The following is a 26,743-nucleotide window of genomic DNA, read 5'->3' as shown; positions in this document are numbered from 1 at the left end:
CGTGCTTTCAACATGCGTCAGGCCGCTAACCTTCTCCTCAGTGGACAACCTTCACTCCTCGGACGAGGAACCTCGACATGCTGCTGCCATCGCCCGGTCGCATGCGACGCATCTCCCGACCGCCGAGTGCGTCGCAGTAAAGCGCGCGCCGCCCCGAGCGTCGATCCGGCTGGCGCGCCGATGCCTCCGATGCGCGTTTCGTCGACCACCAGTCACGACGTCACAGCTTCGCGTTCGCGCTCCGGCCCGGGGACGCGCCCGGGCACGGCGGCGAGAATCGCCTGGGCCAGCGTGCCCGCCAGTGCCATGGCGGCGAGTCCCATCAGGAGGTGAATCACCCGAACGATCCAGTGCATCGGCCCGATGAGCACGGTGGCCTGCCGGATCCCGAACGCCGGCAGCGCCAGACCCCACAGGAGCGCGAACAAGGCGAGCCCCCGGTGCGTTCGGGCGATGAGGGCCAGCACGGCGACCGTCCAGAGCGCCAACACGATTGCGGCGCCGCCGATGATGTGGAGCGGAACGCAGGTGTAGGCGTGGCCGGTCCAGAAGAGGGCACCCAGCACGAGTTGCAAAGTGCCGGCGAGGCGCACGATCCAGTTACTGATGCTTGCAGTGGCTCGCATAGGTCGATCGGGGTTGGGGGTGTCACATCGCCGCGTACTCGCGGGTCATCCCCATGACACACCACGCGGCCAACATGTGACGGAGGGGCAGGTGAGCGGCGAACGCGATCGGATCGGCAGCCAGTTCGAGGAGCACCGAAGCCATCTGCGGGACGTGGCCTACCGCGTGCTCGGCTCCGCGAGCGACGCCGACGATGCCGTGCAGGAGGCGTGGTTGCGTGTCAGCCGGGCGGGGACGGGCGACGTGCTGAATCTCCGAGGCTGGCTGACGACCGTTGTCGCCCGGATCAGCCTCAACATGCTCCGCGCGCGGAACATCCGTCGTGAGGCGCCGATCGACACGGACGAGTTCGTCCCGGCGATCCCGGGCGTGGGGGCTGACGCCGAGGAGGAAGCGGTCCTTGCCGATTCGGTCGGGCTCGCGCTTCTGGTCGTGCTCGAGCGTCTGACGCCCGCGGAGCGTCTCGCGTTCGTGCTGCACGACATGTTCGACCTGCCGTTCGAGGAGATCGCGCCCCTCGTCGGGCGCTCACCCGCCGCAGCTCGTCAACTGGCGAGTCGTGCTCGCCGGCGTGTGCGAGGAGCCGGGATGGCTGGCGATGCCGATCTCCATCGGCGCAGACAAGCCGTGGAAGCGTTTCTGTCCGCCTCGCGACAGGGCGATTTCGGCGCGCTCCTCACGTTGCTGGATCCGAACGTCGTGGTCTGCATCGAGGACGTGCGCGGGCACCCCGGCGGGCGACGGGAGCTCCGCGGGGTGGAGGCGGTGCTCGAGCGGGCACGCGATTTCGCTCGCGCCGCGCGGTTCTGCCGACTCGCGCTGCTGAACGGCAGCCCCGGTCTGGTGATGGCGCCGCACGGGCAGCTCATGCGGGCGCTCGTGTTCACGTTCGCCGGCCCCAAGGTGATGAGCATCGAGGTGATCGCGGACCCGGCGCACCTGCGTCGGCTGGACATTTCCGTCCTCGAGCCCGGCGCCTTCTGAGACGCCCGGCCCGTCACATTCGCGCGTGCTCGCTTGTCATCACGACGGGAGCTCGGCGCAGACGCAAGACACGATGCCGAACCGCGGGCTAGACGCCGCGTGCCTTCGATCCGCCACCCTGCTCTCGCGCGCGCAACGCAGGCGCTCGATCCGGGCGTGGAGCGCTTCGACGCTTCGATGATCCAAACCGGAGGAACTGGAATGTCCGACGATATCGCGGCCGCGAACAAAACACTCGTCCGCCGCTTCTACAAGGAGGTCTACGGCGACTGGAACATGGCGCTGGTAGACGAGGTGGTGTCACCCCGGTTCACATCCCACGACTGGCCCGAGGGGAGCCCGACCGGTCCACGGGGGTTCGGGGCGTTCTATTCAGCGATACGCACCGCGCTGCCCGATGCCCGATATGAAGTGGACGATCTGGTTGCTGAAGATGACAAGGTCGTGGTGCGGTGGAGACTGCTCGGGACCCACCAGGGCGACTTTCGCGGCATCGCTCCCACCGGCCGGGCGATCGCGCTCAAGGGGATCGCAATCTACCGGGTGGACGGCGGCAAGCTGATGGAGCGATGGGTCGTAACCGACCTGCACGGCCTGCTGGAGGAGATCCGCGAGCCCTCCGCACTCTAGTGTCACAAGGGGCGAGGGCCGGACCAGCGGCTGTAACCGTCCGTCGCACCGCTACCCGATCGTTGCACCTGACAACGGAGCTGGTTGCGCCGCGCTTCGCGCGGCGCTCTTATTTTGTTCCCTTGCAGTGGATCGCCGTCCGTTTCAGGCGGAGAGCCGCCGTACCACCTCTCGCGCGCCTTTCCGGTACATGTGAGGCACACCAGCTCGCCCGCCACACGGATAGGTGCGCAGGGCGTCGCGGCCTGACCATCGGCTGCAGGGGATGCGGGGCCGTCCATGTTTCTCGCGGAGGCGAGGCTTGCGCGCCGGCCCCGCACCCCTGACCCTTCGCGCGTTAGGCCGACAATTGAACGGTTTCCTTTTCAGGTACTGGTGAATGGCGTCGCGTCATCCTTGACCGATGGTTGTTGCAAGGTTATTGGTCCAGATCCGACCGTCGCTGGCGCACCTGAGATTGGGAGAGCCGATGGAAACCGTTGCCCACCCCGCAGGTGTCGCACGCACCGACGAGCAGCTCGCCCACGTGCGGAAAGCTGTCGCCGAGCTCGACCTGAGGTTGGTGAAGAAGAAGGTGGCGAGTGAAACGGACTGGAGCGAGGAGAAGGTCAATCACCTGGCATCGGTCTATCGGCGATTTCTCTTCCTCTGCTACAAACACCCCGGGGTGACGGTTGCCACCCGGGATGTCGACGCTTTCTGGCACCGTCACATCCTCGACACCCGGAAGTACGCGGCCGACTGTCAGGAGATGTTCGGGTTCTTCCTGCACCACGACCCGCACGCTCTGCATCGAGATCCTGATCTGACCAGGTCCGTGCTGGATGACCGGTTCAGGGAGACTCATCGCCTGTATGAGATGGAGTTCGGCGAGAAGTCGTTCGACGTCTACAAGGCACAGTGCGATGACTGTGTTCCGGATTACGACGACATGGGGTCTGAGTCGCGCCCGTGATTCGGGTCTCGGTCAGTGAAGAGCGAGAGAAGCCCCCGCCGGCTCCCGGTGCGGGGGCTTCTGACGTCGAGTGCCCAGGCTTCTGCTTATCTACCTGGATGCAAGAGACGCAATGACCGTCGATTCGTACGACTATGATGCGAACTGCCGCCACTGGCCTGACGTCGTTGGTCAATTCCCGGTGGGCACGCTCGAGTTCGAGGTCATCGACACGCTTCGCAATTCTCAGTACGCACCGGAGCCGACCGTTACCCGCCGCCTGTACGTGAGGGCGTGGTATCCGGCGGGTGACGTAGCCGGCTATCCCCGCCGGCCATACTTCACGACGGCCGAGATCGACACGGTCCCGGTCATGTCTCTCCAGCTGCTTCGGCAACCGCCCGACGCGTTCCGTAACGCGGTCCGGCTCCTCACCAATGCCTGCGCCGGGGCGCCGCCGGCGACGGGCAGGTTTCCGGTCGCCGTGTTCAACCATGGATACCTGTCGTACCCTGCCCAGCACACCGCCCTGTTCGAGCACCTCGCCGCGAACGGATACGTGGTTCTCGGTGTGGGCCACCCGTGGGAGAGTGGTGGAATCGTCTATCCGAACGGCGACCGTGTTCTCGGATCGCCACGCATTCTCGAAGACATGATGCAGATCGGCCAGGCCCTGGGCGCGATGGCCGCCTACGCCGCCCCGACATTGACCGCCCAGCTCGGAGCCTTGCGCGAATACATCCGGGTGTTGCGCACCACCTCGGCGGGGCGGCTCGCCCCCGTCTGGCGCGACGACGTCTACTTCGTGCTCGACCGGCTCGAGGAGAATGCAGTTCCAGCCGCTGCCCCGGTGTCGAGGATCATCGATCACGAGCGCCGGGCGTACATGGGCAAATCCTTCGGCGCCTACATCGCGGGAATGCTGGGGCAGGGTGACCCGCGGGCCCGCGGCGTAGTGCACCTCGACGGCGGCGTCTGGTCCTACGAGTTGGTCGACAGCGAGCTCCGCACACCATTCCTGACACTGGGCTCCGATCTCTGGGAAGATTTTCGGAGCATGCCGGAGATGCCTCGCGGCATGGACCCCAGCGTCCGCGAGCCCCTGAGCCCACAAACGCCGACGGGGTCGGACCTCGCGTACGAGTTGCTTGCCCGGGCCGGCCTTCGCTCCGACGGATACCGATTCCTCGTACCGGGCATTCGGCACAGTGGCGTTTCAGATCTGCCCGAACTGTCAGGCGTTCCGGTGCTGCGTGGGAAGTTGGGAACGGAGGCTGCGCTCGCGACGTTCACCGCGGTTCAGAACGCCCTGGTGGGAGGGTTCCTCTATCGCCACGTGAAGGACGCACCATCGGATTTCCCAGCTCGCGCACGGGCCACGCATCCTGACCTGATCGTGCAGGACTTGAGCTGGCTTCGGGAACGAGCGCGAGCGGAGTTGCATTAAACGGTACTCGCGCCAGCGGCCTGGCAAATCGGCTGCAGGGGATGCGGGCCGTCCATGTTTTCGCCGACGATAGTCTCGCGCGCTTCTGACCCTTCGGGTGTCAGGCGGCGCACCACCCGTCCCGCTACCAGCCAACCACCAACGCACCGCATGTCCAGACTGCGCGTCCACAGCTTCGGCATGTCGCTCGACGGGTTCAGCGCCGGCCCCGACCAGAGCCTCCAGCACCCCCTCGGCGTCCACGGCCCGGAGTTGATGCAGTGGTTCTTCCCCACGCGCACGTGGCGCGAGATGCAGGGCCAGCCCGGGGGCGAAACCGGGATCGACGACGAGATCGCCCGGCGCGGGTTCGGGAGCTTCGGCGCCTGGATCCTGGGCCGCAACATGTTCGGCCCCGTGCGCGGGCCGTGGCCCGACGAGAGCTGGCGGGGCTGGTGGGGCGACGAGCCGCCGTACCACGTCCCCACCTTCGTGCTGACGCACCACCCCCGCCCGCCACTCGAGATGGCCGGCGGCACCGTGTTCCACTTCGTCACCGGCGGCATCCACGCCGCGCTGGAGCAGGCGACCGCGGCGGCGGCCGGCCGCGACATCCGGCTCGGCGGCGGGGTGGCCACCGTCCGGCAGTACCTGCAGGCGGGGCTGGTCGACGAGCTGCACCTCGCGGTCCGGCCGGTGCTCCTGGGGGCAGGGGAACACCTGCTGGGCGGCATCGATCTGCGCGCGCTGGGCTACGAGTGCGCGGAGACCGTCGCCGGCGAGCGCGCAACCCACGTCTTCGTCCGCCGGCGTCCGTGACCGCGCCGCGGCGTCCAGCCCGGCCGGTCGCCCGTCACCCGTCGCCCGTCGCCGCCTGACAAGCGGCTGCAGGGGATGCGGGGCCGTCCATGTTTTTCGGCGGACGCAAGCCTTGCGGCCAGCCCCGTACGCTGACCGTGGTGTTGTCATCCGCCACGTGCGGCGAGTACGGGCATCACCAGTGAAGTGAAGCGAGGAAGGGAAGGATATGACGGTCAAACGGATGGACAACGTCCTCATCGTTGTCGACGATCTCGAAGCCACCAAGGCGTTCTTCATCGAACTGGGTCTCAGGCTCGAGGGCGAGACGACAGTCGAGGGGCCTTTGGTCGGGCGCTTGATCGGGCTCGAGGATGTCCGGGCCACCCTCGCGATGATGCGGACTCCCGATGGGCAGGGCATCGAGCTGGACAAGTTCCACACGCCCGACGCGATCAGGTTTGGTCCCGTGGACGCGCCGGTGAACACGCTGGGCATCCGCCGCATCATGTTCTCCGTCAATGATATCGACGCTGTCGTCGCGCGCATGCGCACCCACGGAGCCGAGCTCATTGGCGAAATGCAGTACGGGGACACGTACCGGCTGGCCTACCTCCGCGGGCCTGAGGGCATCATCGTCGGGCTGGCCGAGCAGCTTGGCTGAGGCGTGCCCGGCGTATAACCATGCGCTGCAGCGAACCCGGCCATCGCGTCACGGTTGCAATCCACGCTTCCCGCGGGCCAGGTCGCTGCTGAGCTTGGGTCTTGCGCGCCAGCCCCGCCCCCTGACCTTTGGGGCGTAGGCCGCTGGACAAACATCGCGGCAGCCGCAGGTGATCCATCCCGCGGCGGCGTGTGTTGGACCGCTCGACCGCGGAACTGCGGCAGGGGCGTGCTCTCAACGTGCGTCAGGTCGGTCCAGCGAAGAGAAAGGGAGGTGTTGCACTGATGTGGTCAACGTTGATCGTGCTGTCCGCTCTCGCAGGGGTGGTCTGCGGCTGGATCCTCCCGGGGCGCCGCACGGTCGCCTGGGGTGGCGCTGTCCCGTGGCTCGGGGTGCTCGCCTGGCTGCTTTATAACGAGTATCTCGTTCCCTACTCAGGCGGTGGGGCATCGATGTGGCCCATCGCCCAACTCGTCGCGGGCTCGGTGGCGGCCGCCGTGGGCATGCTCGCGGCAGCCGTCGCCCGCGCGGCCAGAGTGAAGCTGCAGACCCCCGCGCGGCAGTAAAGTCGCCTCGCAGCCCGACGAATCGTTGCAGCTGGCAAACGCGCGCAGCTCTCGCCGGGCCCTTCCAGGCACCGACCCTCGGGCATCGCACGCCAACGACTGATACGAACGTGACAAGGAGACCCTCATGTCCGAAGCTGGCGCACCCACCCTGCCCGGGTCGGCGTGTGGACGGGAGCATTCGCCGCTCACCTCGCCGATGCTGGACGATCCGCGGCCGTTCTATGCGCGCGCCCGCCGCGATGAGCCCGTGTTCTGGAGCGAATCGCTGGGGCTGTGGGTGGTGACCCGGTACGAGGACGTCTGCGCCGTGGCGAAGAACGCGGCGAGGTTCTCGTCCGCCGATTCGATCCAGCCGAAGCCCAGCACCGCTCCGCCTCCGCCGGAGCTGCTCGCCGAGCTCGTCCAGGGCTTTCCGCTGCTCCCGAGCCTGGTGACCAGCGATCCGCCCGACCACACCCATGCGCGGGCCCTCGTCGTCAGGGCCCTCTCGCTCCGCCGGCTGGCCGCGTTCGAGCCGATCCTCCGCGAGATCGCCGAGGGGCTCGTGGACAGGTTCGCCGCGCGCGGCCGGGTGGAGCTGGTGGAGGCGTTCGCCATCGCCCTGCCGGGGAACTTCATCATCGACCTGCTCGGCCTGCCGAAGGAGGACCTCGCGCGGGTCAACGACTGGACGACCGACAGCACCGAGATCTTCGCCATGCAGAAGCCGCTCGCGCAGCTCGTCGAGCACGCGCGCGGCTTCGTGGCGTACCAGCATTACCTCGCCGGGGCCATCGAGGAGCGGCGTGCGAGGCCGCGGGACGACGCGCTCTCCGACATCGTCACCGGCGCGGACGCGCTCGACCGGCCGTTCGGGATGCCGGAGCTGATCAACATGCTCCTGCAGGTGATCTTTGCGGGATACGAGACCACGGCCGGCCTCATCGCGGCCGGCGCCCTCCAGCTCGCGCTCGATCCGGAGCTCTTCGCGGCGGCAAAGCGGGACCCGGCGATCATCCCGCCGCTCATCGAAGAGGTGCTCCGCACGGCCTCGCCGATCCACGCCATGTACCGCACCGCGAACGAGGACGTGGAGCTCGGCGGCGTGCGCATCCGCAAAGGCGACCGCCTGCAGATCGCGTACATCTCGGCGAACCACGACGAGCGCAGGTTCGACGATCCGCTTCGCTTCGACATTCACCGCACGACGCCGCACCTCGCGTTCGGGCACGGGATCCACTACTGCATCGGCGCCCCGCTCGCACGGCTCGAGGGCCGCATCGCGCTGGAGGTGCTGACGCGGCGCCTGCCGGGCCTGCGCCTGGTCCCGGATCAGAAGCTCTGCTACTTCCCGAGCGCCACCGCTCGGCGCCCCGAATCGCTGGAGCTGGAGTGGGCCGCTCCATGACCGGATTGCGGCCGCCCGAGCGCGTGCCGCCGGCCCGACGGGCACAGGATGGTCGATCGGAATCGCGTGCAGCGGCCCGGACCCTTTCGAATCATCAATGCGATGAAACGCACGTGGACGATCATCGGCGTCCGTGACGTTCCGGAGAGCTGCGGGTGGTACCAGTCGCTCCTCGGCCAGCCGGAGACGCCGCCTGCGCATGACCACTTCGGGCAGATCGTGGATACGGACGGGACCGTGCTGCTCTGCCTCCACCAGTGGGGCGCGCACGAGCATCCGTCGCTGACGAGCCCGGAGCACGCGTTGCCCGGCAACGGCCTCCTCCTGTTCTTCCGCGTCGACGACTACGACGAGGTGCTGGACAGGGCCCACGCTCTCGCCGCGCGATTCGAGGAGGAGCCCCACGTGAACCCGAACACCGCAACGAGGGAGTTCTCGCTCCGGGACCCGGACGGATACTACGTTACGATCAGCGCCATCTCCGCGGCCTGATACCAAATCCGGGGGGAGGAATCAGTGCTTCTCGCCGAATCACGTGCTGCGGCAACGATAGTTCCTTCGGCCTGCAACGTCTTGTGCAGACGTGGGTTACAGTGTGGACAGCCTGAATGGAGAGTACACGAACTGGCCCTCCTCACCGGCGACTGAAGTCGCAGCAACAACCACGGGAAGCCTCGCAAACTGCGCGAGGCTGTTCGGCTGAGTCCGCGGCATCGGCGCTCACAACCGATCTCTTTTCATCCTCCTTGGACGCGCAGCGCGGGGACGACACAAGATGACGTCGGGTTGATGCGGTGATACCGGATCTCGCAATCACCTGTGCATTCCAAACGCACAGAGAGACGTCATCCTGAGGCCGACCACACCGTCGTTGCCCTCGCAGGAGCGGTTGCAGGCCGAAGGATCCATAAGCGAGGTCGCACGTGCGCTGCCGGATTGCACGATCGATCTCCGAATGCGGGTATGAGAATGCACGAACTGAATTCCCGGATTCGGTATGACTTCACGCGGTGATGGTGGAATGAGGAGGGGGCGCCTTTCACGTGGAAGGCGCCCCCTCACGTCGGGAATCCTCCCCGGCGGCCTATCAGGGATAGACGTCGATTTCCTTCTCGTTGTCGTTCTCGTTGGATTCCTGGATGACCAGGAATTCGTCCGCCTTGGCGTAATAGCTGTGGATGGCGCCGTTGTTGTCGCCCAGAGGCGCGCTGGTCACGTAGGTGCACCAGCCCGCGGCCAGATTCGTGGTGTAGATGTCGTGGATGTCGTACGAGAGGTCGTACCAGTGTTCCAGGTACGTGGTGGATGCCGCCGCCCCCGTCGTGCCGTTGTTGCAGACGCGGATCCGCGCGGTGAGCACGCCGTTGGCGTCGCGGCGCGGCAGGATCTCCGAGATGTAGAGGTTCGGCAGTCCTGTGCCGGTCAGTGCCGGCCTGCTTCCCTCCGCGGAAACCGGATTGTTGCCGTCGCCGCCACAGCCGGCCAGACTCAGCGCCGCCGCGACGGTTGCCAGGAAGCGCTTCATCGCTCCTCCTCGTTGGACACATCTTTCCCGTACGCAGGGCGCGAACGGATCTCTATGGAAGGTATATTTTACGCCACAAAACTGTCAACCACACACCGCGTGGGTTCTGCACCCCATCACGCGCTTCCCATCATCGCACCTCGATCGGCGCCGTCCACCGGAATGGGCCCCACGCCATCGCAAGGGTCCCACGCCGCGCGTCGACCGCATCGATCGAGATGGTGAACTGCTCGACGGGCGGAGCCACCCTATCGGCGGTCATGGGCGCGCGGCCGAGGTCGTGCGCGGCATCGTACCGCGTGCCCCACTGGCCGGTCTGCCGGTTCACGATCAGCTCGGCGCCGCGGGCGTGCGGGATCGTCCACAGGGTGTACGTGCCCGCGCGGAGCCGCATCCCGGCGAGCGTGACCGGCGCCGACGTGGTGAATTGCGTGGCGGCGTTCGCTCCCGTGCGCCAGACGCGGTCGTACGGGACGACGTTGCCGAGCAGCACGCGCCCGCGCGCCAGCGGACGGCCGTAGTCGACGGTGAACGCGGCGGCGCCGATGCGGGCGCGCACCGTGTCGCGCACGCTCAGCTGCCGGAACCCGCCGCCCCTCGCCTCCAGCGCCTCGAACCGCGCGGCGACGGCCCCGACGTCGGGCGGCGACGCCAGGCGGCGCACGTCGACCAGGTACGTGGTCCGGGCGCCGGAGTAGCGCAGCATGCGGTACGCGGAGTCGAACGCCGCCTCGCCGGTGCCCGACAGCCAGTCGTGCGTGATCTCCGCCCGGCCGCCGGGCAGGAGCCGCACGACGCCGTGGTGCAGCGGGAAATCGTCGAACTCGCGGTCGATGTAGAACTGCCGCATCCGCACCGTGTCGCCGGCGGCGCGGTGCCCCGCCGCGGCGCGCCTGAGGGCGGCGGCGAAGTACAGCTCGTACAGGCTGTACATCTGCGGAACGTGCGCCATGGCCATGCCGCCCTGCGTGGCGAAGGCGCGCGTGGTCGTGCCCGTCCCGTCCCGCCTCGTGACGCGCACGGAACCCGCCGTCACCTCGGCGACCACGTGGCGCTCGCGCTGCGCGGCCGGCTCGCTGGGCGTGTGGATGTCCATCACGAGCCGCCGGATGGCGCCGCCGGGGCCCAGCTCGATCCGGGTGTGCCGCCGGCGCACGCGCGGGAACCGGTCGACCGCGTCGCTGGTGACGGTGTCGCCGCGGCGCGTCACGCTCTCGACCGAGACCGTGTCGCGACCGAGGCGTGCGACGAACCCGTACTGCTCCCCGGGCGCGGCGGGGCTGCACGCGAGGGCTGCGAGCGCGAGAAAGATGAAGCGTTTCATGGGGAGGGATGGCGGGAGATCGGCAACCCGGCGCGGTAGGCCGCGACGGCGAGGGGCCGTCACAGGATACGCGCCCGGCGGTGGCGCGTCACCGGGAATGTGGCCAGACGCATCCGCGGGTGACCAGACGCGCGGGCGGCGGGACGAGCGATGGACGGCGCCGATCCCGGCGAGATGCGGCGGCTCCCGGTGTCGCTGAATCCTTGTAGGGGACGCGGAGGCCGGGCATCTTATGCGTTTCGACCGACGGCCGCGCAAGCGGCCGGGCGCGCCTCCCGCAACGACACACGATTCGTGGATCCCGACGCCGCCGTTTCCCCGGCCGATCCGGCGCGAGGCGTGCTCCCGCTGCGCGAAACGGCTCGCCTGATCGTGATCGACGCCGCGGGCGCGATCCTGCTGGTCCGCTACCGCGACCATCGCACGAGCGGCCGGTGGTACTGGGCCACGCCCGGAGGCAAGGTGGAACCGGGCGAATCGCTGGAAGCGGCCGCCGCCCGCGAGCTGTGGGAGGAAACCGGGCTCCGGGCGGAGGTGGGGCCCATGCTCTGGCAGCGGCGCTTCGAGTGGGATTCACCGCAGGGATGGGTGGAGCAGACCGAATGCTTCTTCCTCGTGCGGATCGCCGAGGCATCACCGGGCGTTTGGAACTCGTCGCCGGAAGCCATCGAGGAACACCGGTGGTGGAGCCCGGCCGACCTGCAGGGCACATCCGAGACGGTCTATCCCGAGGGGCTGTTGGGCCAGATTTCCCGGCTACCGGGATCGGCCGTACGCCCGCCCGAGCCCTGACCGGCCGCGGCAGACGGGCCGCCGGCGTGCGTCGCGGCCCGTATCCTCGCCCTCGGATGGGATGCGAGAAACGCGACGACAGCAGGAGCGATTCCGATGACCGACACACTCGCCGATGCGGCCAACGCGGTCGCGATCAGGTCCGCCGTTCCGACCTTTCCCGTCGCCGATGTGGGCGCCACGATGCGCTGGTATGCGGACGAGCTCGGCTTCGCGACCGCCGGCACGTTTCCGGAACACGAGCCGTTCGCCTACGCGAGCATGCAGCGTGGCGGCGCGGAGATCATGCTGCTGCGGATGATGGATTATCAGAAGCCGGATCTCAGGACACTGCGGCCGGAAGGTCTGTGGGACGCGTATGTGCGGATGGACGGGGTGCGCGCCCTGTACGAGACACTCGAGTCCAGGCCCTTCATCCAGATGCCGCTCAGGCGTCAGCCGTACGGCGACTGGGAGTTCGAGGTGCGAGACCCGAACGGGTACGTGCTGGTGTTCGGAGGCGGAGAATAGCGTTCGCCAGCCGCCGCGATGGGATCACGCCCGTAGATGTCGAAGCCGCCCAGCCACGCGCTGTTTTCGCATGGACGACTGGTTCAGCACACTAGCCGCGGGTAGCGAGCTCCCGCCGGATGCGGCGCGCGAGCTCCGCGAGCACGGCTTCGTCGTGCTCCCCGGCCCGGTGCCGGCCGGGGAGATGGACCGGCTGGCGCGGGCATACGACACCGCGGCGGCGTCCGCGGCCGGCGACGACGTGAGGGTGGGCAGCACGACCACGCGCGTCACCGATTTCGTCAACCGCGGCGCCGAGTTCGATGGCATCTACGTGTTCCCGCCGCTCCTGGAGGCGTGCTGCCGCATCATCGGCCGGCCGTTCATGCTCAGCTCGATGCACGCGCGGACGCTGCGGCCGGGCTCCCCGGCGCAGGAGCTCCACGTGGACGTGCGGCGCGGCTCGGCCGACTGGCCGCTGGCCGGCTTCATCCTGATGGTCGACGAGTTCCGGCCCGACAACGGCGCCACCCGGTTCGTGCCGGGCTCGCACCGGTGGTCCGCCGCCCCGGACGACGTCATCCCCGACCCCGGGGCCGATTACGACGGCCAGGTGCTGGCCTGCGGGCCGGCGGGCTCCCTGCTCGTCTTCGACGGATCCGCGTGGCACGGCCATACGGGCAACACGTCGGACGGGCCGCGCCGCTCGCTCCAGGGGGCGTTCATCCCCCGCGGCGGACGCGCCGGGACCGACTTCGCGGCGCGCATGCGCCCCGATACGCGCGCCCGCCTGGGCCCACTCGCGCGCCATGTGCTCCAACTTTGACCGGCGTCACCGCTACACTCGCCGGCCGCAATCCCACGCAATCCGACGGTGCACATGCACAGGTACTTCGTCCGCCTGATCACGTTCATTGCCGCCTGCCTGGTGGGCGGCGCCTGCGCGGCGCAACCGGGCGCGCGCGCCGCCACGGGTCCTTCGGCGGGCGCGGGGGCGTGGAGCCCCGCGCTCGTCGACACGCTGGTGCGGCTGGGGCGCGAGGACCAGGACGGGCGCGCCGCCCTGGCGCAGGCGGCCGCCGCGGGCGACACGGCCACGCTCAAGCAGTCGCTGCGCGCGGACAGCGCCCGCTCGCTGTGGCTGCGCCGCGTGGTGCGGGAGCACGGCTGGCCCACGCGCGCGAGCATGCCCGACACCGCGGCCCACGTGGCGTGGCTGATCCTGCAGCACAGCCCGTTCTACGAGTGGCAGGGCGAGATGCTCCCCACGCTGGAGGAGCTGGCCGCGCGCGGAGAGCTGCCGCCGCCCGACCTGGCGCTGTTCACCGACCGCGTGCTCGTCCACCGCGGCCAGCCGCAGCGCTACGGAACGCAGTTCAACGTGACGGGGGGCCGGCTGGTGCCCGCCCCGATCGCCGATCTGCCCCGGCTCGACGCCCGGCGCGCCGCGGTAGGGCTGCCGCCGGTCGCCGACTACGTGCGGATGCTCGGCGAGATGTACGGACTTCCCGTCGTGTGGCCGCCCGCCCCGTGATGCTGAGCAGTTCGGCAGCCGCCATGCCCCGGCCGCTGCCGTGGTTTTCAGTCTTCTGCCCGCAAATGCGATTCACCGAGATGAGCTACTCGCGTGAGCCGCACGACACGACGTGGCCCAATCGACCACGTCTGGCCTAGAACCTGCCACAACGAGGGACAATGCAAGGCCATGATCTAATTGAGCGTATCGTAAACTATTGTGAAGCCCGCGAGGTAGACAAAGCTACACTTGCATGCCTTCGGCTCGCCCGCTCTGTGGGCGACACATATAATGTCATACTTTTCCTGCGTGAACTTTACCCCGACCAGAAACAACTTCATTCTGCTGTCTACGACGAGACTGTGCACCTCACAGACGAAGGACGGACTTTTGTATGGGAGAACTCAGGCAAACATTGGCTCGCCGAACGCACCTTGGATTTTGGTGTCGACTCGGACAATCCCGATAAGAACGTACTCGTAATGGGCGTGGGCGAACTCACACGCGAAGTTGAGCAACTCGAGCGCTCAATCGATGACCTTCGCTTACCCGAGGGCATGGGAGAGTTCGACCTTGCAGCATTCACTGATCGACATAGTGGCCTAAAAGGTGGAATGCGCCTTAAAATCCGTGCGTGTCACACGATTTTAGAGCGTGTCCGCACAAGATGCCTCTACTATGCACTGCGGATCGAAGGACAACTGAATTCTCAGCAGAAGACCTCCGATCTCGTCAGCAGTATCCAACAAGAAGTCCATAATTTTTACGCTACCAGATGTGAGCCGGCCTACCAGCGTATGCGAAAGGCAGCCGAATTGCTGCCTTCTTCCGACCCGGAGGATCACGCTCTTCTGCTCACAAGTATACGCAGAGCAGTAAATGCCGTGGCTGATTATCATTATCCGCCTTCTGGCGAACCAGTAGTCTGCTTGGACGGCAAATCACGCCAATTGGGTGAGGAACAGTACCTGAATCGGCTGGAGGAGTTTTGCCGCACTCGCTTCGGTGCAGACACATCCTCACGGCTTCTTCGCGCCGAGTTGGATCTCCTTTCAGTGTTGATCAGGAGGATCAACGAAGTTGCATCCAAAGGTGTCCACACGGACGTTACACATGCTGAAGCCCGGCAAGGGCTGCTGGGCTTATACATTTTTCTCTCTAACCTGATCATCAAGTTGGAACATGCCACCTAGACGGCCGGTGGTTGGCTGACCATTTCACGCCACCGATGTCGACGCCACGCTCCGCTGGTATGCGGACGAGCTCGGCTTCGAGATCGCTGGCCCAACGAGTGTAGCTGGTGTCCGGGGGGCGGAGAGTAGAGCGTCCCCCCTTCTCGCCGGAGGATGCGATGTGGAGGGTGATGGGATACGACACCTTCGCCCGCGAGGAGTACGTCGTGGGCGAGTACGCGACGCGCGCGCTGGCCCAGGCCGCCGTCGACGCGGCCGAGCGGAGGCAGGCCGGGTTCCAGGATGAGGCCCTGCGGGACCACGTCTGGATCGTCCCTCCCGAAGGCGACCCCGTCTCCTGAACCGCGGTCACCGCGCGAAAGCCGTGGTCCGGCGGAAGATCCGGCCCGAGCGGGGGCGAATCGCCCGGCCGGCTGCCCGCGAGAGCATCCTTCCGGGTGACGTCCCGATCAGTCGGATCAATCGGGTTTGGCGCTCGCCGTCTGGCTTCCCATGGGGCGGCAGACGCGCGTGACCCCCTCCGCCTCCTGGGGCGGGTCCCATTGGCCCAGGACCACGGTGAGCGGGACCTCGGCGCCATTGCGGCGGACCACGAACACGACCGTATCTCCCGCCAGGGCGGGCTGCGCCGGCGGGTTGCCGATCAGGTCCCGGCCGTCCTGGAGCACGACCACGTCGCCCGGCCTCATGCCGGCCGCTTCCGCCGGCGAGCCCGGCTGAACGGTTTCGACTGCGCCATAGCTCGGGAACACCACGGGCGGTCCGTTTTCACGCGCCAGCGTGAAGGACGAACTCTGGGACGTGGTTCCCCGGCACCCGGGCGGCCGTGAAGCGGCCGGCGCCGCCGCCTGCGCGGCCAGCGCCGCGGGCAGAAGCAGGGTCGCGAGCGTCAGGGCGAGAGGAGATGCGGGTGGGGAGAGTCGCATACGCCGATCCGGATGAGGGGAGAGTTGCGGGAGCCGCCGGTCGCGATGAAGATGACGGCGGCGGAACCGCGCCAACAACGATTGGGATGCCTCGGGCGCCGGTTTGGTTGGACCTGCGGGAAGATGGGTCCCGCCGGGAACTCACGGAAGTACGGCCGAAGCGCAGCCCGTGTGATATGCGTCGTGAATGCGCAGGCTCCCGGCGGAACTCGCATCGAGAGGCTTCGGGCCGGAGAGCAACCGGCTGAATTCAGGTGTGTGAAACGCGAAAACCGGGTCCGTCCAGAGAAGATGCTCGCTGGAAGGGATGTTTCCTCTCAAACCCGGAGGTGCTGATCATGGCCGAAGTCACCTATCCATGCTACCGGCAGAAAAAGGACAACAGTGGCCAGTGGTACTGGATCTACTACGCGGCGAACCGTGAGGCGATCGCTCGCAGTTCCGAAAGCTACGCCAACCGCGCGAACTGCGACCGCTCGATCACCATCATGCAGAGCTCATCGACTTCACCCGTCTTCTATTCGGACTGAGCAGCGGATGGAAGGGTCGCTCGCCGGTCGTTCGGGCTCCGGTCGGCGCTGCGGCTCCCCGGCCGAGCGACCCTTCTTGAGATCGCCATCCGGCGCGGCAATATTCGTCGCGTGAAAAAGACAATCCTCCTCTACGGCCTGCTGGGCGGGGTGCTGATCGCCGGGCTGAAGCTCATCGAGTACCGATACCTCGTGGTCGAGCACTCGGTGGAGGTCTACGGCGGCATCGTGGCGGCGCTCTTCGCGGGGCTCGGCATCTGGCTGGGGCTGAAGCTCACCCGCACGCGCGAAACCGTGGTCGTGCGCGAGGTGCCGGTGCCGGTCCGGGTCCCCGCGGAGCCGTTCGTGGCCGATGCGGAGCGCGTGCGGCAGCTCGGCATCACCCCGCGCGAGCTGGAGATCCTGCAGGCGATCGCGGCGGGGCTCAGCACGCGCGAGATCGCCGCGCGGCTGTTCGTGAGCGAGAACACGGTGAAGACGCACTCCAGCCGCCTGTTCGACAAGCTGGGCGCGCGGCGCCGGACGCAGGCCGTGCAGATCGCCAAGGAGGCGGGGCTCATCCCCTGAACGGGTGATTTTCGCCGGTCCGGGCCGAAATCACCCGTTCGGGTGACGCGGAATCCCGGCCGCCGCGCCCATGATTGCGGCGCGACGCAGGGAAACCGCCAACTGCTCCTGGAGAATGGATCGATGAAGAAGACCGTCTGGACCTTCGGGCTGATCTCGGGCGCCATCCTGTCGGCGATGATGCTGCTGACGATGCCGTTCGCGGACAGGATCGGCTTCGACCGCATGGAGATCATCGGCTACACGACGATGGTCCTCTCCTTCCTGCTGGTGTTCTTCGGCATCCGCTCGTACCGCGACAACGTGGCCGGCGGCACGGTCGGCTTCGGCCGGGCGCTGGCCGTGGGGGCGCTGATCGTCCTCGTCGCGTCGCTCTGCTACGTTGCCACCTGGGAGCTCATCGCCTCCAGGCTCGCGCCCGACTTCCTGGCCCGGTATCAGGCCCACGAGATCGAGCAGGTGAGGGCGAGCGGCGCCACCCCGGCCGAGGTCCAGCAGAAGCTCGCCGAGTTGCAGCGGTTCGCGAAGCTGTACCGGAACCCGGCCATCAACGCCGCGATGACCCTGCTGGAGCCGCTGCCGGTCGGGCTGGTGATGGCGCTGGTCTCCGCGGGAATCCTGAGCCGCAGGCGGCGGAGCACGGAAGAAGGTCTGGCGGCGGCGGTCGCGTGAAGAGGGACGGAAACGCCGGCGGCATCGACAAGGAGTTGCCAGAGTGACCGAACCGAGCAGCTCCGACGCTCCCGTCCTCGTCACGGGAGCCACCGGCCGCGTCGGGCGCGAGGTGGTCGCCCAATTGCTGGCCGCGGGCGTGCCGGTGCGCGCGCTCACGCGGCGGCCGGAGGCGGCGGGGCTGCCGGCGGGCGTGGAGGTCGTCGCGGGCGACCTCACCGTGCCCGGGTCGCTCGGCGCGGCGCTGCGGGGCGTCCGCTCGGTCTTCCTCGTCTGGACCGCGGCGCCGGACACCGCTCCCGCCGTGATCGAAGGCCTCGCGGCGCACGCTCCGCGCGTGGTCCTGCTCTCCTCGCCGCACCAGACGCCGCATCCGTTCTTCCAGCAGCCGAACCCGATGGCTGCTTTCCATGCCGGGCTCGAGCGCCTGATCGCGGCCGCCGGGCTGGCGTCCACCATCCTCCGGCCGGGGATGTTCGCGTCCAACGCGCGGCTCTGGTGGGCGGACCAGATCCGCGGCAACGGCGTGGTGCGCTGGCCCTACGCCGCGGCCGAGACGGCGCCGGTGGACGAGCGCGACATCGCGGCGGTGGCGGCGCGCGCGCTGTGCGACGACGCGCACGCGGGAGGAGACTACGTGCTCACCGGCCCCGAGCCGCTGAGCCAGGCCGCGCAGGTGAGCGCCATCGGCACCGCCATCGGCCGCCCGATCCGGTTCGAGGAGGTGTCGCCGGAAGAGTTCCGGCGCGAGATCATGCCGCATCCCGCCGCCGACATGCTGCTCGCCGCCTGGCGCGCGGCGCTGGGGCACCCGGCGTTCGTGACCTCCACCGTGGCCGGCATCACCGGATTGCCTGCGCGCACCTTCGCCCGGTGGGCCGCCGACCACGCCGGCGCGTTCCGCTGAGCGCCCGACGCTGGTGAGACATTTTGCTTGTCGCGCCCGCATCCCGGAGGTATGATGCGGGCGGACGAGAGTGGACGGCACCGTGCCGGTCCATCCCGGCCGGCGTGAGAAAGGTCACGGAGCCCTGGCCTTTCATCCCCCGGCCGCTCGTCTTCCCTCCCCTTGTCGGCTTGCCCGGCGTCCCTTCCTCGTGAGCCCGAGCCCCGGTCCGGCATCCCCCATTGGACCGCACGCTCGAGCCGCGCCGCAAGCCAATCCAGCCCAACGCGAAGGAACCCACCATGCGCCGCATCACCCGTTTCAAACGCATCCTCCTCCCGGTCGGCTCCGCCCTGCTGCTCTGCGCGTGGGGCCGCGCCGCCGCGCAGACGGTGAGCGCCGGAGGAAGCATCCTCTCCCAGCGGCACAACGACGGCCGGCTCTGGCAGTACACGGGCACCGCGTGCAGCGGAAACAGCTGCCCGGGGTGGCGGCTGCTGGACAACAACTCGAACACCACCGCCCTGGCCGGCGGCGGGATGCGGCTGTACCAGCTGCACGGGAACGGCCGCATCTGGCGGTACACCGGCTTCCCCTGCAGCGGAAACAGCTGCCCCGGCTGGCAGATGCTGGACAACAACCCCGCCACGGCCGGCATCGCGGTGGCCGGTGACGGAACGCCGTACCAGCGGCACCAGGACGGCAAGATCTGGCGGTTCACCGGCACGCCGTGCAGCGGCGAGAGCTGCCCCGGCTGGCGGATGCTGGACAACAACGCCGCCACCACGGCGATCGCCGCGGGGAGCACCCAGCTGTACCAGATGCACCAGGACGGCAAGATCTGGCGGTACACCGGCACGGCGTGCAGCGGCAGCAGCTGCCCGGGGTGGCAGATGCTGGACAACAACACGGAAACGTCGGGGATCGCGGCGGGCGGCGGCTCGCTGTACCAGATGCACCGCGGCGGCAAGATCTGGCAGTACACGGGCACGCCGTGCAGCGGCAGCAGCTGCCCCGGCTGGCGGATGCTGGACAACAACCCGGCCACCGCCTCCATCGCGGTGAACACCGACGGCCGGCTGTACCAGATGCACCGCGACGGCAAGATCTGGCGGTACACCGGCACGGCGTGCAGCGGCAACAGCTGCCCGGGGTGGCAGCTGATCGACAGCAACTCCGCCACGGCGTCCATCGTGGCCGGTGGCGGGCAGCTGTACCAGCTTCACCGCGACGGCCGGATCTGGCGATACACCGGCGTGCCGTGCTCCAGCGCGGGCTGCCCGGGCTGGCAGCTGCTGGACAACAACTCCGCCACCGCGGCGCTCACCAGCGGCACGGCGACGAAGTAATTCAGGCGAAGCAGCGTCGCGTCGATGTGAACGGCGACTGCACACACCTCGGCAGCCGTGGGAGAATCCTCCCGCGGCTGCCGAGCGTTTTCGCGCTTCCGTCACCCCGCCCAACCATTCGGCCGCGCCGCGTGACCCACAGCAGGACTCGATGTGTCTTCCGGCTGACGTGCCGGGCAGTAGAAAGCGCGCGATCCGGCTTCCTCACCGGCGGCTGAAGCCGCAGCAACAGCTACGGGAAGCCTCGCAGATTACGCGAACACGGCCGAACGCAGCAAGATGCACGGAAACGGCGTAATTACTAGGTGTGCGCGCGCAACCTGCACACGATCCCGAGCCGATCCGAGCATCTTGCAGTAACGACCGACAGCACAACAGACAGCAGGAGGTGAGACTACGAACATAGAAAAGCCAGCGGCGCGTCGGTTGATCCGGGCGCCCCTGGCTTCCACTTATTCAAGTTTGAGTTCTATACAACTTCGGCGAAATCCGTGTTCGCTCTCCCGGCCCTTGCACTTTCGGAGCTTACACCCGACCCGGAATGCTGCTCGACAGCGGGGATGTCATCGGCAGTTACCCTGACCGTTAGTACGCGTCTATGCTCCAGGCGCGATTGCTTGGAACCGCGCCGTTGCACCGTCGGAAACGCTTTGTTTTATGACGTAACCTGCGCCGTTAGCGAATAAATCTGGTAACTAACTGTTACTAATCGGTACTCTGACCTTCACCGTAATTTTCGCCGAGTTGTGAACTGTTACTCGGGGTCTTGTCCGGCATTGAGGTGCCTGGGAGGTCAAAGGGACTGATAGACAGTCGCTCAAAGTCTTGTAGGTCCGTTATTACCCGCAGGTCAGGAAGTTGTAGCTCGCTCAAGACCTCCGGCAGCGTCACCGCCGCCGATCGATTTGCCACACCGTCCTTGGGCTTCGCGACCACCCGGTAAGCGAAACTCACATTGCTGGTACCGCCCTGTTGCTCAGAGACTCGAAAACCTGTCGCATAGCGCTCCGCTACGAACAGGCCATTGGACTCCCCGTATGGAGTCAAAAAAATGTGGTAGCTGTTCACCTCGATGAGAGCAGTGAAGCCCGACTCCAATCGCACTTCCACATTACCGTCCACTAACTGTGACTCCCCCAAATCCTCGAACCAACGCTCTCGGCTCTCGATGGAGTAAAACTGTGTATGTGAACCATCGGGGTGAGGCACAGGTGCGCTTTTGATGCCGCCTATGATCGTGATGTCTCCCTCAACCGTCACCGGTCCTTTGAAGTGCCCCGCCAATCCAGTCGTACTCGAGCCGAAGACACCGGTTCCAGAAGTGCTCATTCCGACTATTCCGATCCCGGAAGTAGCTAGTCCAATTACACCAATACCCTGGTCAGTAATCCGATCCGTCGGAACTCCCTCACCAGAATCAGTCGTGCCGACGATGCCAATGCCTCGGTTAGTGTTTCCCCAAACACCAATTACCTCCGCACTGCTACCAAGGACCCCAACACTTTTGTCGTTTACACCGAGAACTCCCGCCGGGACGCCGGGAACTTGGAATGGGGCGTCTCCAAAGCCGAAGACGCCGGCCGAAGAAGTGCTCCTACCCATGACACCAGCTTGCCTCACGCTTTCACCGAAGACGCCAGGCGCAGATGTGCTTCTACCCGCCACGCCAGTCATCTGCTCGCAAACACCGAAGACCCCAGGAGCCCTGTTACTCCTGCTTCTGCCCACAACACCGGATTGCTTTGCGCTATCGCCGAAGACGCCGAATCCCGTAACGGCCTCCCCTGTGACGCCGATGCCGCTGTTAGCACTGCCGCGCACCCCCCCACTTGGCCCACCGCTCCTGCCCACCACGGCTTCCTTAAAATCGCTAGTGAAAAACCCGCCGATTCCAGACGTGCTCCTGCCTACCACGCCAATCCCAGAATCGCTATTGCCGACGAGGCCGTCCCCAGAATTGCTTTTGCCCTCAACGCCGGCCCCGGATCTACTAAATCCGGCGACTCCCGTCCCGGAATCGCTAGCACCCAAAACTCCGATACCGCTGCTAAGGTTAGTCGGCAACACGACTTCATTATGAATGTCGCGCCCGGCCCTTGGCACATGTCTGGGCGATACGCTATCGACACTTAGACCGACAACTCCAAAGCCTAGCCCACCTTCTGTCGCACCCACGATTCCGGTACCTACCGCAATCTTCCTGGCGTTTGGATTAGGGTTCTTGACCTGATTGATTCCAGCCATACCGAGAGCAATATCCTTCCCCACACCGAACACACCAAAGCCGCTAGACTCGTTCTCGCCGTGAACACCGGCTGTAGTAAACCCTCTCCCGAATACGCCATAATCGACTCCTACTCCACACACTCCCGTATTGCGTTCTGGCGTTTCTCTGCTGGTCCCGGGAGAAACATTGACGCATTCGCCGTAAACTCCGCAAACCGAACCCTGAACGTTTACTCCATAGGTTGAATCCGTTCCCACGCTGCCTGTCGAAAACGCGGCCCGGGGAAATCCTGCTCCCTCAAAGGCTGGGCCCGTTGCCGTGAATTGGTCAGTGTGCATACTTCTCTCCTTGTCGTTAACGTGGATTTCGTCGTTATGTCAGAGTCTGCGGTCGGAGCCGTTAACAATGGGTGGCGGATTCTCCGGCACGATTGCCTCCTCCGCTCTCCTGAACGAATTCCCCTAAGAACGAGAGCTACAGAAGGATGTCGACCAAGGCTCTGCTAGTTTGGAACGCATTTTGTGCTCCGCAGATTACGAAACTCATCGAAGCTCCCGTACAATGCACTACTTGCGTCTAAACTTGAATCCGGGTGATACAGGCCTTTGCCGCTCAACTGCGGCGGTATTGCCGCAAACACGGGACAATCTTGTCCCGTCTTCGTCACTGCTGGGATGGTTGATAAGCACCTAGGAAGCGACCCGGTATGACCCGCAAACCAGTGGGGCCGAATCCCCTTGGCTTGACCTGCGCACGTAGAGGGGCGAGCGTACGCGTTCAGCCAGCCCGGCGGGTAGCGAATCCGCGAGGGTTGCCATAATTCCGGGATGCGGCCTGAGTCAACCGACAGTAACAACCCGACAGCAGGCACCCGGCGCAACGCTAAGTACCTGCAAAGCACCCCACTTATGCAGACCGCGCGTAATCCCTCGCAAACTGCGCGAGGCTGTTCGGCTTGGACGATCGTGACTCATCCATCTCCCAGATCCCCCAAGGTACACACATGCTCGTCTCCACCGTGGTCGCGCTCCTTTTCGCCGCGTCTTTCCCGGTAGATGGAGCGCGGGGCGACCCGGCGGCCGCCGCGCGGGTGGTGGGGCACTGGGAGGGCGCGTTCTCGCGGCTCGGGTCGGTGCAGCGGGCGGAGATCGACCTGCGTCTGGAAGATGGGGCGCTCGCGGGGACGTTCCGCATCGGCGAGCTGGGGCTGGCGGGCGAGCCGCTGCGTGACGTGGAAGTCACCGATTCGACCGTCACCTTCGCGCTGCTCTACGGCCGCTTCGAGATGCGGATCGACTCGGCGGCGGAAGAGCTCACGGGGAGCAACCCGCGCTGGAACCCCGTCGTCGATCTCCACCTGAAGCGCGCGCTCCCGGAGATCGTGTACGACACGGAGACGGTGCGGGTGGGCGCCGCGGGTGCGACGATCGCCGGCATGCTGTACCTGCCGCGCCGGCGTGGTCCCGCGCCGCTCGTGGTCGTCGCCGGCGGGTCGGAGCAGACGACGCGGGCGCAGTGGGAGTACCGCTCGTGGGGCGACGTGCTGGCCCGGCACGGCATCGCGGCGTTCGTCTACGACCGCCGCGGCCACGGCGCGTCGACGGGGGATTCCGCGCACGCCGATCTCCGCGACGAGAGCGCCGACGTGGTGGCGATGGTCGACGCGCTGGCTCGCCGCCCGGACATCGACCGGCGGCGGATCGCGGTGCTGGGGACGAGCCGCGGGGGATGGGTCGCGCCGCTGGCGGCCGCCGCGTCGCGGGAGATCACCGTGCTGCTGCTGGAGTGCGCGCCCGCCGTGGGCGTGATCGAGCAGGAGCTGCAGCGCATCTCCCACGTGGAGCCGGACGATTCCGTCTCCGCGGGGGACATCGTCCAGGCGGCGGCGTACGAGCGGTTCTGGCTGGGCGCGGCGCGCGGCGGGGCGCCGTGGTCCGTCATCGACAGCGCCTCCGTGGCGGCGCGCGCGGCGAGGTGGCGCTCCATCGCCGTCATCCCCGACTCCGCGGCGGACGTGGCGTGGTGGGTACGGAACGACTTCGACCAGCAGGCGCTGCTGCGCCGGATCCACATCCCCGTCGTCGCGGTCTTCGGCGCCGAAGACCGCACCGTGCCGCTGGCGGAGAACCTGGAGCCGATGCGCGCGGCGCTGGCGGCGGGCGGGAACCGGGAGGTGACGATCCGCGTGATCCCCGAGGCCGGGCACGGGCTCTGGCTCTTCGGCAGGCTGCGCGGCGGCGAGTGGAAGTGGCCCGCGGCGTACTGGCGGTGGGCGCGCAAGGCACCCGGTGCCTTCGAAGCCGTCATCACGGCGATGGCGGACGGCGGCCCCACCTCCCACCGCGCCGGCGGGCTGCGTCAGAACGGACCGTGAGCCGCGCGTTCCGGTCATCCCAGCCGCACGCCTTCCCAACCCACCCGCGCGGAGCACGCACGTGACGAATCCCCCGATCCCCACGCCCAACCGTTCGATCCTCTCGCGAATCCTGGCAGCGGGGCTCGTGACCGGCGTCGTCGACGGGCTGTTCTCCAGCATCCTCGTCGTCGCGTTCTACCACGGCACCTTCGCGCGCCTGTGGCAGGGCGTCGCATCCGTGCTGCTCGGCCCGTCGGCGATGGAGGGCGGGACGCGCACGACGGTCATCGGCCTGCTGATGCACTCCGGCGTGGCGCTGGGGTGGTCGGCGGTGTTCGTCCTGCTTGCGGAACGGTCGGGATGGATCCGCGGGGTGCTCGGGTCGCGGTTCGGCGCGCTGAAGGTGGCTTCACTCTACGGGCCGTTCATCTGGCTGGTGATGTCGCTCGTCGTGATCCCCCTCCTGACGCATCGCCCGCCGAAGGTCGGGTTCCGCTGGTTCGTCCAGCTCCTCGGCCACATCCCCTTCGTCGCCCTGCCGATCGCGGTGCTGGCGGGGAGAGGTTCGGCGGAGCCCGTGCTGCAGCGGGACGAGGCGCCGACGCCTGTCTTCCAGTGATCGCCCCCCTCACCGGCGGCTGAAGCCGCAGCAACGACTACGGGAAGCCTCGCAAACCGCGCGAGGCTGTTCGTCGCGTGCACAACCGCGGGTGCGATGCGTCCGGCTTGCGGGCGGGTCCACGGGGCTCGATCTTCGGCGCCAGCCTCGCATCTTCCCGATCCTCGCCGCCCCGCCTTCCCGATGAGCCGCATCCTGCGCGCGTTCCTCTCCATCGCCGCCGTGGCCACGTTCGCGGGCGGGCTCGCCGCGCAGGGTGCGGCGCCGTCCGGGCCGCCGGCGCGCGCCGACCGCGTGCTGCAGGCGCGCTTGGAGGCGCTGGTGCGCGGGTTCCACGGCGACGTGGGCATCTACGCGCGCAGCCTGCGCACCGGAGCGACGGCGGAGATCCACGCGGACTCGGTGTTCCCCACCGCGAGCATGGTGAAGATCCCCATCCTGCTCACGCTGTTCGACCAGGCGGAGCGCGGCGTGGTGGACCTGGACGCGCGGGCGGCGTTCCCCGACACGCTGCACTACGCCTACGGCGAGGATACCGACGTGGTGGGCTACATGGCCCCGGGCGACACGCTTCCGGTGCGCGAGGTGGCGTTCCTGATGCTCACCGTGAGCGACAACTTCGCGGCGCTGTGGCTGCAGGGGCTGGTGGGCGGCGGCGCGGCCGTGAACGAGTGGCTGGCGGCGCACGGCTTCCGCGACACGCGCGTGAACTCTCGCACGCTCGGGCGCGAGGCGGCGCGCTCGGTGTACGGTTGGGGGCAGACCACGCCGCGCGAGATCGCGAGCGCGCTGGTGATGATCCGGCAGGGGCGAGCCGTCAGCCCGCGCGCCTCGGACGCCATGTACCGCCTGCTCACCGCCAGCTACTGGCGCCAGGAGGCGCTGTCGCAGCTGCCGTCCACGGTGCAGGCCGCGTCCAAGCAGGGCTTCGTGGACCGCTCGCGCTCCGAGGTGCTGCTGGTGAACGCGCCCGGCGGCGACTACGTGCTCGCCATCATCACGAAGAACCAGGCGGATACCAGCTACGCGCCGGACAACGAGGGATACCGGCTGATCCGCGCCGTCTCCCGCGCCGTCTACCAGCATTTCAACCCGCGCGACCCTTGGAGGCCGCTGCCGTAGAAACTCGAGGCGACATCGTGGCGACGTCCATCCCAGTTCGATCAGAGGAATCGACTGATCATGCGTGCTGAATTCCTCGGTGACTCATACGACTTGGTCAAGCGCTTTTGGGTTCAGGGGCTGGGCACCATCGCGCCCCTTTACTCGCACCCGAATTTCGTGCCTCCAGGAATGCGGTTCGCCTACACCGCGGCTACGACGATTCCGGTGCTGGAGCCCGAGAATCTTCCAAATACGCAATTTGGCCTTCTGCTCGATCCGGACACCGGGATCACATTGAGCACGAATGTTAAGAGATCCCACGCATCGCTTGCTTTAATCGTTGAGATCATCGGCAAGTACCATCCTGCTTACATGATCTGCTTCGATCAGAGCTTCCATCGCAAGCACGAGTTGTCACGGCCTGAGCAGATGAGGAAGAAACAGGCATATCTGCATGAACATGGCGTTCCCTCGTTCTACTACAAATCGCACGCGCCTTTTCTGTTCGCAGCATTGGGAGATGAACCTCTCCTTGATGTAAAAGCGCGCTTGATATCGCTGGGAATTCCGGCGGAGCGCCTCGTATCCGAGATGCTGCTTGGGAGAACGGCGTGAGCGGCCTCACGCAACGTGACAAGCTAGGCTCGAT

29 protein-coding genes are annotated in these 26,743 nt (G+C 67.1%); 24 read left to right on the top strand and 5 right to left on the bottom strand.

Annotated features, from left to right (window positions below; translation table 11 throughout):
* Window positions 1-212 precede the first annotated feature (212 nt).
* Entirely contained in the window at window positions 213-626 is a 414-nt protein-coding gene (locus VLK66_RS08460; protein ID WP_325308957.1) for a hypothetical protein, read from the bottom strand.
* Between the two features lie 91 nt (window positions 627-717).
* Between VLK66_RS08460 and VLK66_RS08455 the strand changes: the two genes are divergently transcribed.
* The 9 genes from VLK66_RS08455 to VLK66_RS08415 all read left to right on the top strand — a co-directional run bounded on the left by VLK66_RS08455 (window position 718) and on the right by VLK66_RS08415 (window position 8,511).
* Window positions 718-1,611: a sigma-70 family RNA polymerase sigma factor gene (locus VLK66_RS08455; RefSeq protein WP_325308956.1), complete on the top strand. Its 894-nt coding sequence runs from the start codon at window positions 718-720 to the stop codon at window positions 1,609-1,611.
* 201 nt (window positions 1,612-1,812) lie between these two features.
* Complete coding sequence (locus VLK66_RS08450; protein ID WP_325308955.1) at window positions 1,813-2,241, top strand: ester cyclase; 429 nt, start codon at window positions 1,813-1,815, stop codon at window positions 2,239-2,241.
* A gap of 469 nt (window positions 2,242-2,710) precedes the next feature.
* Window positions 2,711-3,196, top strand: a complete 486-nt coding sequence (locus tag VLK66_RS08445; RefSeq protein ID WP_325308954.1) for a hypothetical protein — start codon at window positions 2,711-2,713, stop codon at window positions 3,194-3,196.
* A gap of 112 nt (window positions 3,197-3,308) precedes the next feature.
* Window positions 3,309-4,622 carry a hypothetical protein gene (locus VLK66_RS08440; protein ID WP_325308953.1) on the top strand — a complete coding sequence of 438 codons (1,314 nt, stop codon included), beginning with the start codon at window positions 3,309-3,311 and terminating at the stop codon, window positions 4,620-4,622.
* A 150-nt stretch (window positions 4,623-4,772) separates the two neighbouring features.
* Window positions 4,773-5,420: a dihydrofolate reductase family protein gene (locus VLK66_RS08435; RefSeq protein ID WP_325308952.1), complete on the top strand. Its 648-nt coding sequence runs from the start codon at window positions 4,773-4,775 to the stop codon at window positions 5,418-5,420.
* Window positions 5,421-5,628: 208 nt separating this feature from the next.
* The gene (locus VLK66_RS08430) at window positions 5,629-6,063 is read left to right on the top strand and encodes a VOC family protein (RefSeq protein ID WP_349260495.1); all 435 of its coding nucleotides are present in this window, start codon (window positions 5,629-5,631) and stop codon (window positions 6,061-6,063) included.
* Window positions 6,064-6,257: 194 nt separating this feature from the next.
* Window positions 6,258-6,629, top strand: coding sequence for a hypothetical protein (locus tag VLK66_RS08425; protein WP_325308950.1), 372 nt, complete (start codon window positions 6,258-6,260; stop codon window positions 6,627-6,629).
* Window positions 6,630-6,756: 127 nt separating this feature from the next.
* Window positions 6,757-8,019, top strand: a complete 1,263-nt coding sequence (locus VLK66_RS08420; protein WP_325308949.1) for a cytochrome P450 — start codon at window positions 6,757-6,759, stop codon at window positions 8,017-8,019.
* 102 nt (window positions 8,020-8,121) lie between these two features.
* The gene (locus VLK66_RS08415; protein WP_325308948.1) at window positions 8,122-8,511 is read left to right on the top strand and encodes a VOC family protein; all 390 of its coding nucleotides are present in this window, start codon (window positions 8,122-8,124) and stop codon (window positions 8,509-8,511) included.
* A gap of 595 nt (window positions 8,512-9,106) precedes the next feature.
* On the opposite strand, the gene VLK66_RS08410 is transcribed toward VLK66_RS08415, so the two are convergent.
* On the bottom strand, window positions 9,107-9,544 hold the full coding sequence (locus tag VLK66_RS08410) for a CARDB domain-containing protein (RefSeq protein ID WP_325308947.1): 438 nt from the start codon (window positions 9,542-9,544) through the stop codon (window positions 9,107-9,109).
* 130 nt (window positions 9,545-9,674) lie between these two features.
* The gene (locus VLK66_RS08405) at window positions 9,675-10,868 is read right to left on the bottom strand and encodes a DUF2911 domain-containing protein (RefSeq protein WP_325308946.1); all 1,194 of its coding nucleotides are present in this window, start codon (window positions 10,866-10,868) and stop codon (window positions 9,675-9,677) included.
* Window positions 10,869-11,162: 294 nt separating this feature from the next.
* On the opposite strand from VLK66_RS08405, the gene VLK66_RS08400 reads away from it, so the two are divergent.
* The 6 genes from VLK66_RS08400 to VLK66_RS08375 all read left to right on the top strand — a co-directional run bounded on the left by VLK66_RS08400 (window position 11,163) and on the right by VLK66_RS08375 (window position 15,199).
* Entirely contained in the window at window positions 11,163-11,660 is a 498-nt protein-coding gene (locus tag VLK66_RS08400; RefSeq protein ID WP_325308945.1) for an NUDIX hydrolase, read from the top strand.
* A 96-nt stretch (window positions 11,661-11,756) separates the two neighbouring features.
* Complete coding sequence (locus tag VLK66_RS08395) at window positions 11,757-12,170, top strand: VOC family protein (protein WP_325308944.1); 414 nt, start codon at window positions 11,757-11,759, stop codon at window positions 12,168-12,170.
* A gap of 70 nt (window positions 12,171-12,240) precedes the next feature.
* Complete coding sequence (locus tag VLK66_RS08390; protein ID WP_325308943.1) at window positions 12,241-12,975, top strand: phytanoyl-CoA dioxygenase family protein; 735 nt, start codon at window positions 12,241-12,243, stop codon at window positions 12,973-12,975.
* 54 nt (window positions 12,976-13,029) lie between these two features.
* Window positions 13,030-13,683 carry a DUF6624 domain-containing protein gene (locus tag VLK66_RS08385; protein WP_325308942.1) on the top strand — a complete coding sequence of 218 codons (654 nt, stop codon included), beginning with the start codon at window positions 13,030-13,032 and terminating at the stop codon, window positions 13,681-13,683.
* Between the two features lie 257 nt (window positions 13,684-13,940).
* Window positions 13,941-14,858 carry a hypothetical protein gene (locus VLK66_RS08380; protein ID WP_325308941.1) on the top strand — a complete coding sequence of 306 codons (918 nt, stop codon included), beginning with the start codon at window positions 13,941-13,943 and terminating at the stop codon, window positions 14,856-14,858.
* A 170-nt stretch (window positions 14,859-15,028) separates the two neighbouring features.
* Window positions 15,029-15,199: a hypothetical protein gene (locus tag VLK66_RS08375; protein WP_325308940.1), complete on the top strand. Its 171-nt coding sequence runs from the start codon at window positions 15,029-15,031 to the stop codon at window positions 15,197-15,199.
* A 117-nt stretch (window positions 15,200-15,316) separates the two neighbouring features.
* On the opposite strand, the gene VLK66_RS08370 is transcribed toward VLK66_RS08375, so the two are convergent.
* Entirely contained in the window at window positions 15,317-15,784 is a 468-nt protein-coding gene (locus VLK66_RS08370) for a PDZ domain-containing protein (protein WP_325308939.1), read from the bottom strand.
* Between the two features lie 338 nt (window positions 15,785-16,122).
* Here VLK66_RS08370 and VLK66_RS08365 point away from each other — a divergent pair, with 338 nt between their 5' ends.
* From VLK66_RS08365 to VLK66_RS08345, 5 genes are all read left to right on the top strand, one after another.
* Complete coding sequence (locus tag VLK66_RS08365; RefSeq protein WP_325308938.1) at window positions 16,123-16,314, top strand: YegP family protein; 192 nt, start codon at window positions 16,123-16,125, stop codon at window positions 16,312-16,314.
* Between the two features lie 111 nt (window positions 16,315-16,425).
* Window positions 16,426-16,881, top strand: coding sequence for a response regulator transcription factor (locus VLK66_RS08360; RefSeq protein WP_325308937.1), 456 nt, complete (start codon window positions 16,426-16,428; stop codon window positions 16,879-16,881).
* Window positions 16,882-17,004: 123 nt separating this feature from the next.
* Window positions 17,005-17,553, top strand: a complete 549-nt coding sequence (locus VLK66_RS08355) for a DUF4199 domain-containing protein (RefSeq protein WP_325308936.1) — start codon at window positions 17,005-17,007, stop codon at window positions 17,551-17,553.
* A 43-nt stretch (window positions 17,554-17,596) separates the two neighbouring features.
* The gene (locus tag VLK66_RS08350) at window positions 17,597-18,460 is read left to right on the top strand and encodes an NAD(P)H-binding protein (RefSeq protein ID WP_325308935.1); all 864 of its coding nucleotides are present in this window, start codon (window positions 17,597-17,599) and stop codon (window positions 18,458-18,460) included.
* A gap of 281 nt (window positions 18,461-18,741) precedes the next feature.
* Window positions 18,742-19,788, top strand: a complete 1,047-nt coding sequence (locus VLK66_RS08345; protein WP_325308934.1) for a tectonin domain-containing protein — start codon at window positions 18,742-18,744, stop codon at window positions 19,786-19,788.
* A 705-nt stretch (window positions 19,789-20,493) separates the two neighbouring features.
* On the opposite strand, the gene VLK66_RS08340 is transcribed toward VLK66_RS08345, so the two are convergent.
* Entirely contained in the window at window positions 20,494-22,272 is a 1,779-nt protein-coding gene (locus VLK66_RS08340; protein WP_325308933.1) for a hypothetical protein, read from the bottom strand.
* Between the two features lie 746 nt (window positions 22,273-23,018).
* Between VLK66_RS08340 and VLK66_RS08335 the strand changes: the two genes are divergently transcribed.
* From VLK66_RS08335 to VLK66_RS08320, 4 genes are all read left to right on the top strand, one after another.
* A complete protein-coding gene (locus tag VLK66_RS08335; protein WP_325308932.1) occupies window positions 23,019-24,389 on the top strand; it encodes an alpha/beta hydrolase in 1,371 nt (456 codons plus the stop codon).
* A gap of 61 nt (window positions 24,390-24,450) precedes the next feature.
* A complete protein-coding gene (locus VLK66_RS08330) occupies window positions 24,451-24,990 on the top strand; it encodes a hypothetical protein (protein WP_325308931.1) in 540 nt (179 codons plus the stop codon).
* A gap of 183 nt (window positions 24,991-25,173) precedes the next feature.
* Complete coding sequence (locus VLK66_RS08325) at window positions 25,174-26,112, top strand: serine hydrolase (RefSeq protein WP_325308930.1); 939 nt, start codon at window positions 25,174-25,176, stop codon at window positions 26,110-26,112.
* A gap of 60 nt (window positions 26,113-26,172) precedes the next feature.
* On the top strand, window positions 26,173-26,709 hold the full coding sequence (locus VLK66_RS08320; protein ID WP_325308929.1) for a hypothetical protein: 537 nt from the start codon (window positions 26,173-26,175) through the stop codon (window positions 26,707-26,709).
* The last annotated feature ends 34 nt before the right edge of the window (window positions 26,710-26,743 follow it).

Origin of the sequence: Longimicrobium sp. (assembly GCF_035474595.1) — a bacterium.
Taxonomy (GTDB): Bacteria; Gemmatimonadota; Gemmatimonadetes; order Longimicrobiales; family Longimicrobiaceae; genus Longimicrobium.
Note: the sequence above shows the minus strand (reverse complement) of the source record. Positions and strands in the feature narration are given on the sequence as shown.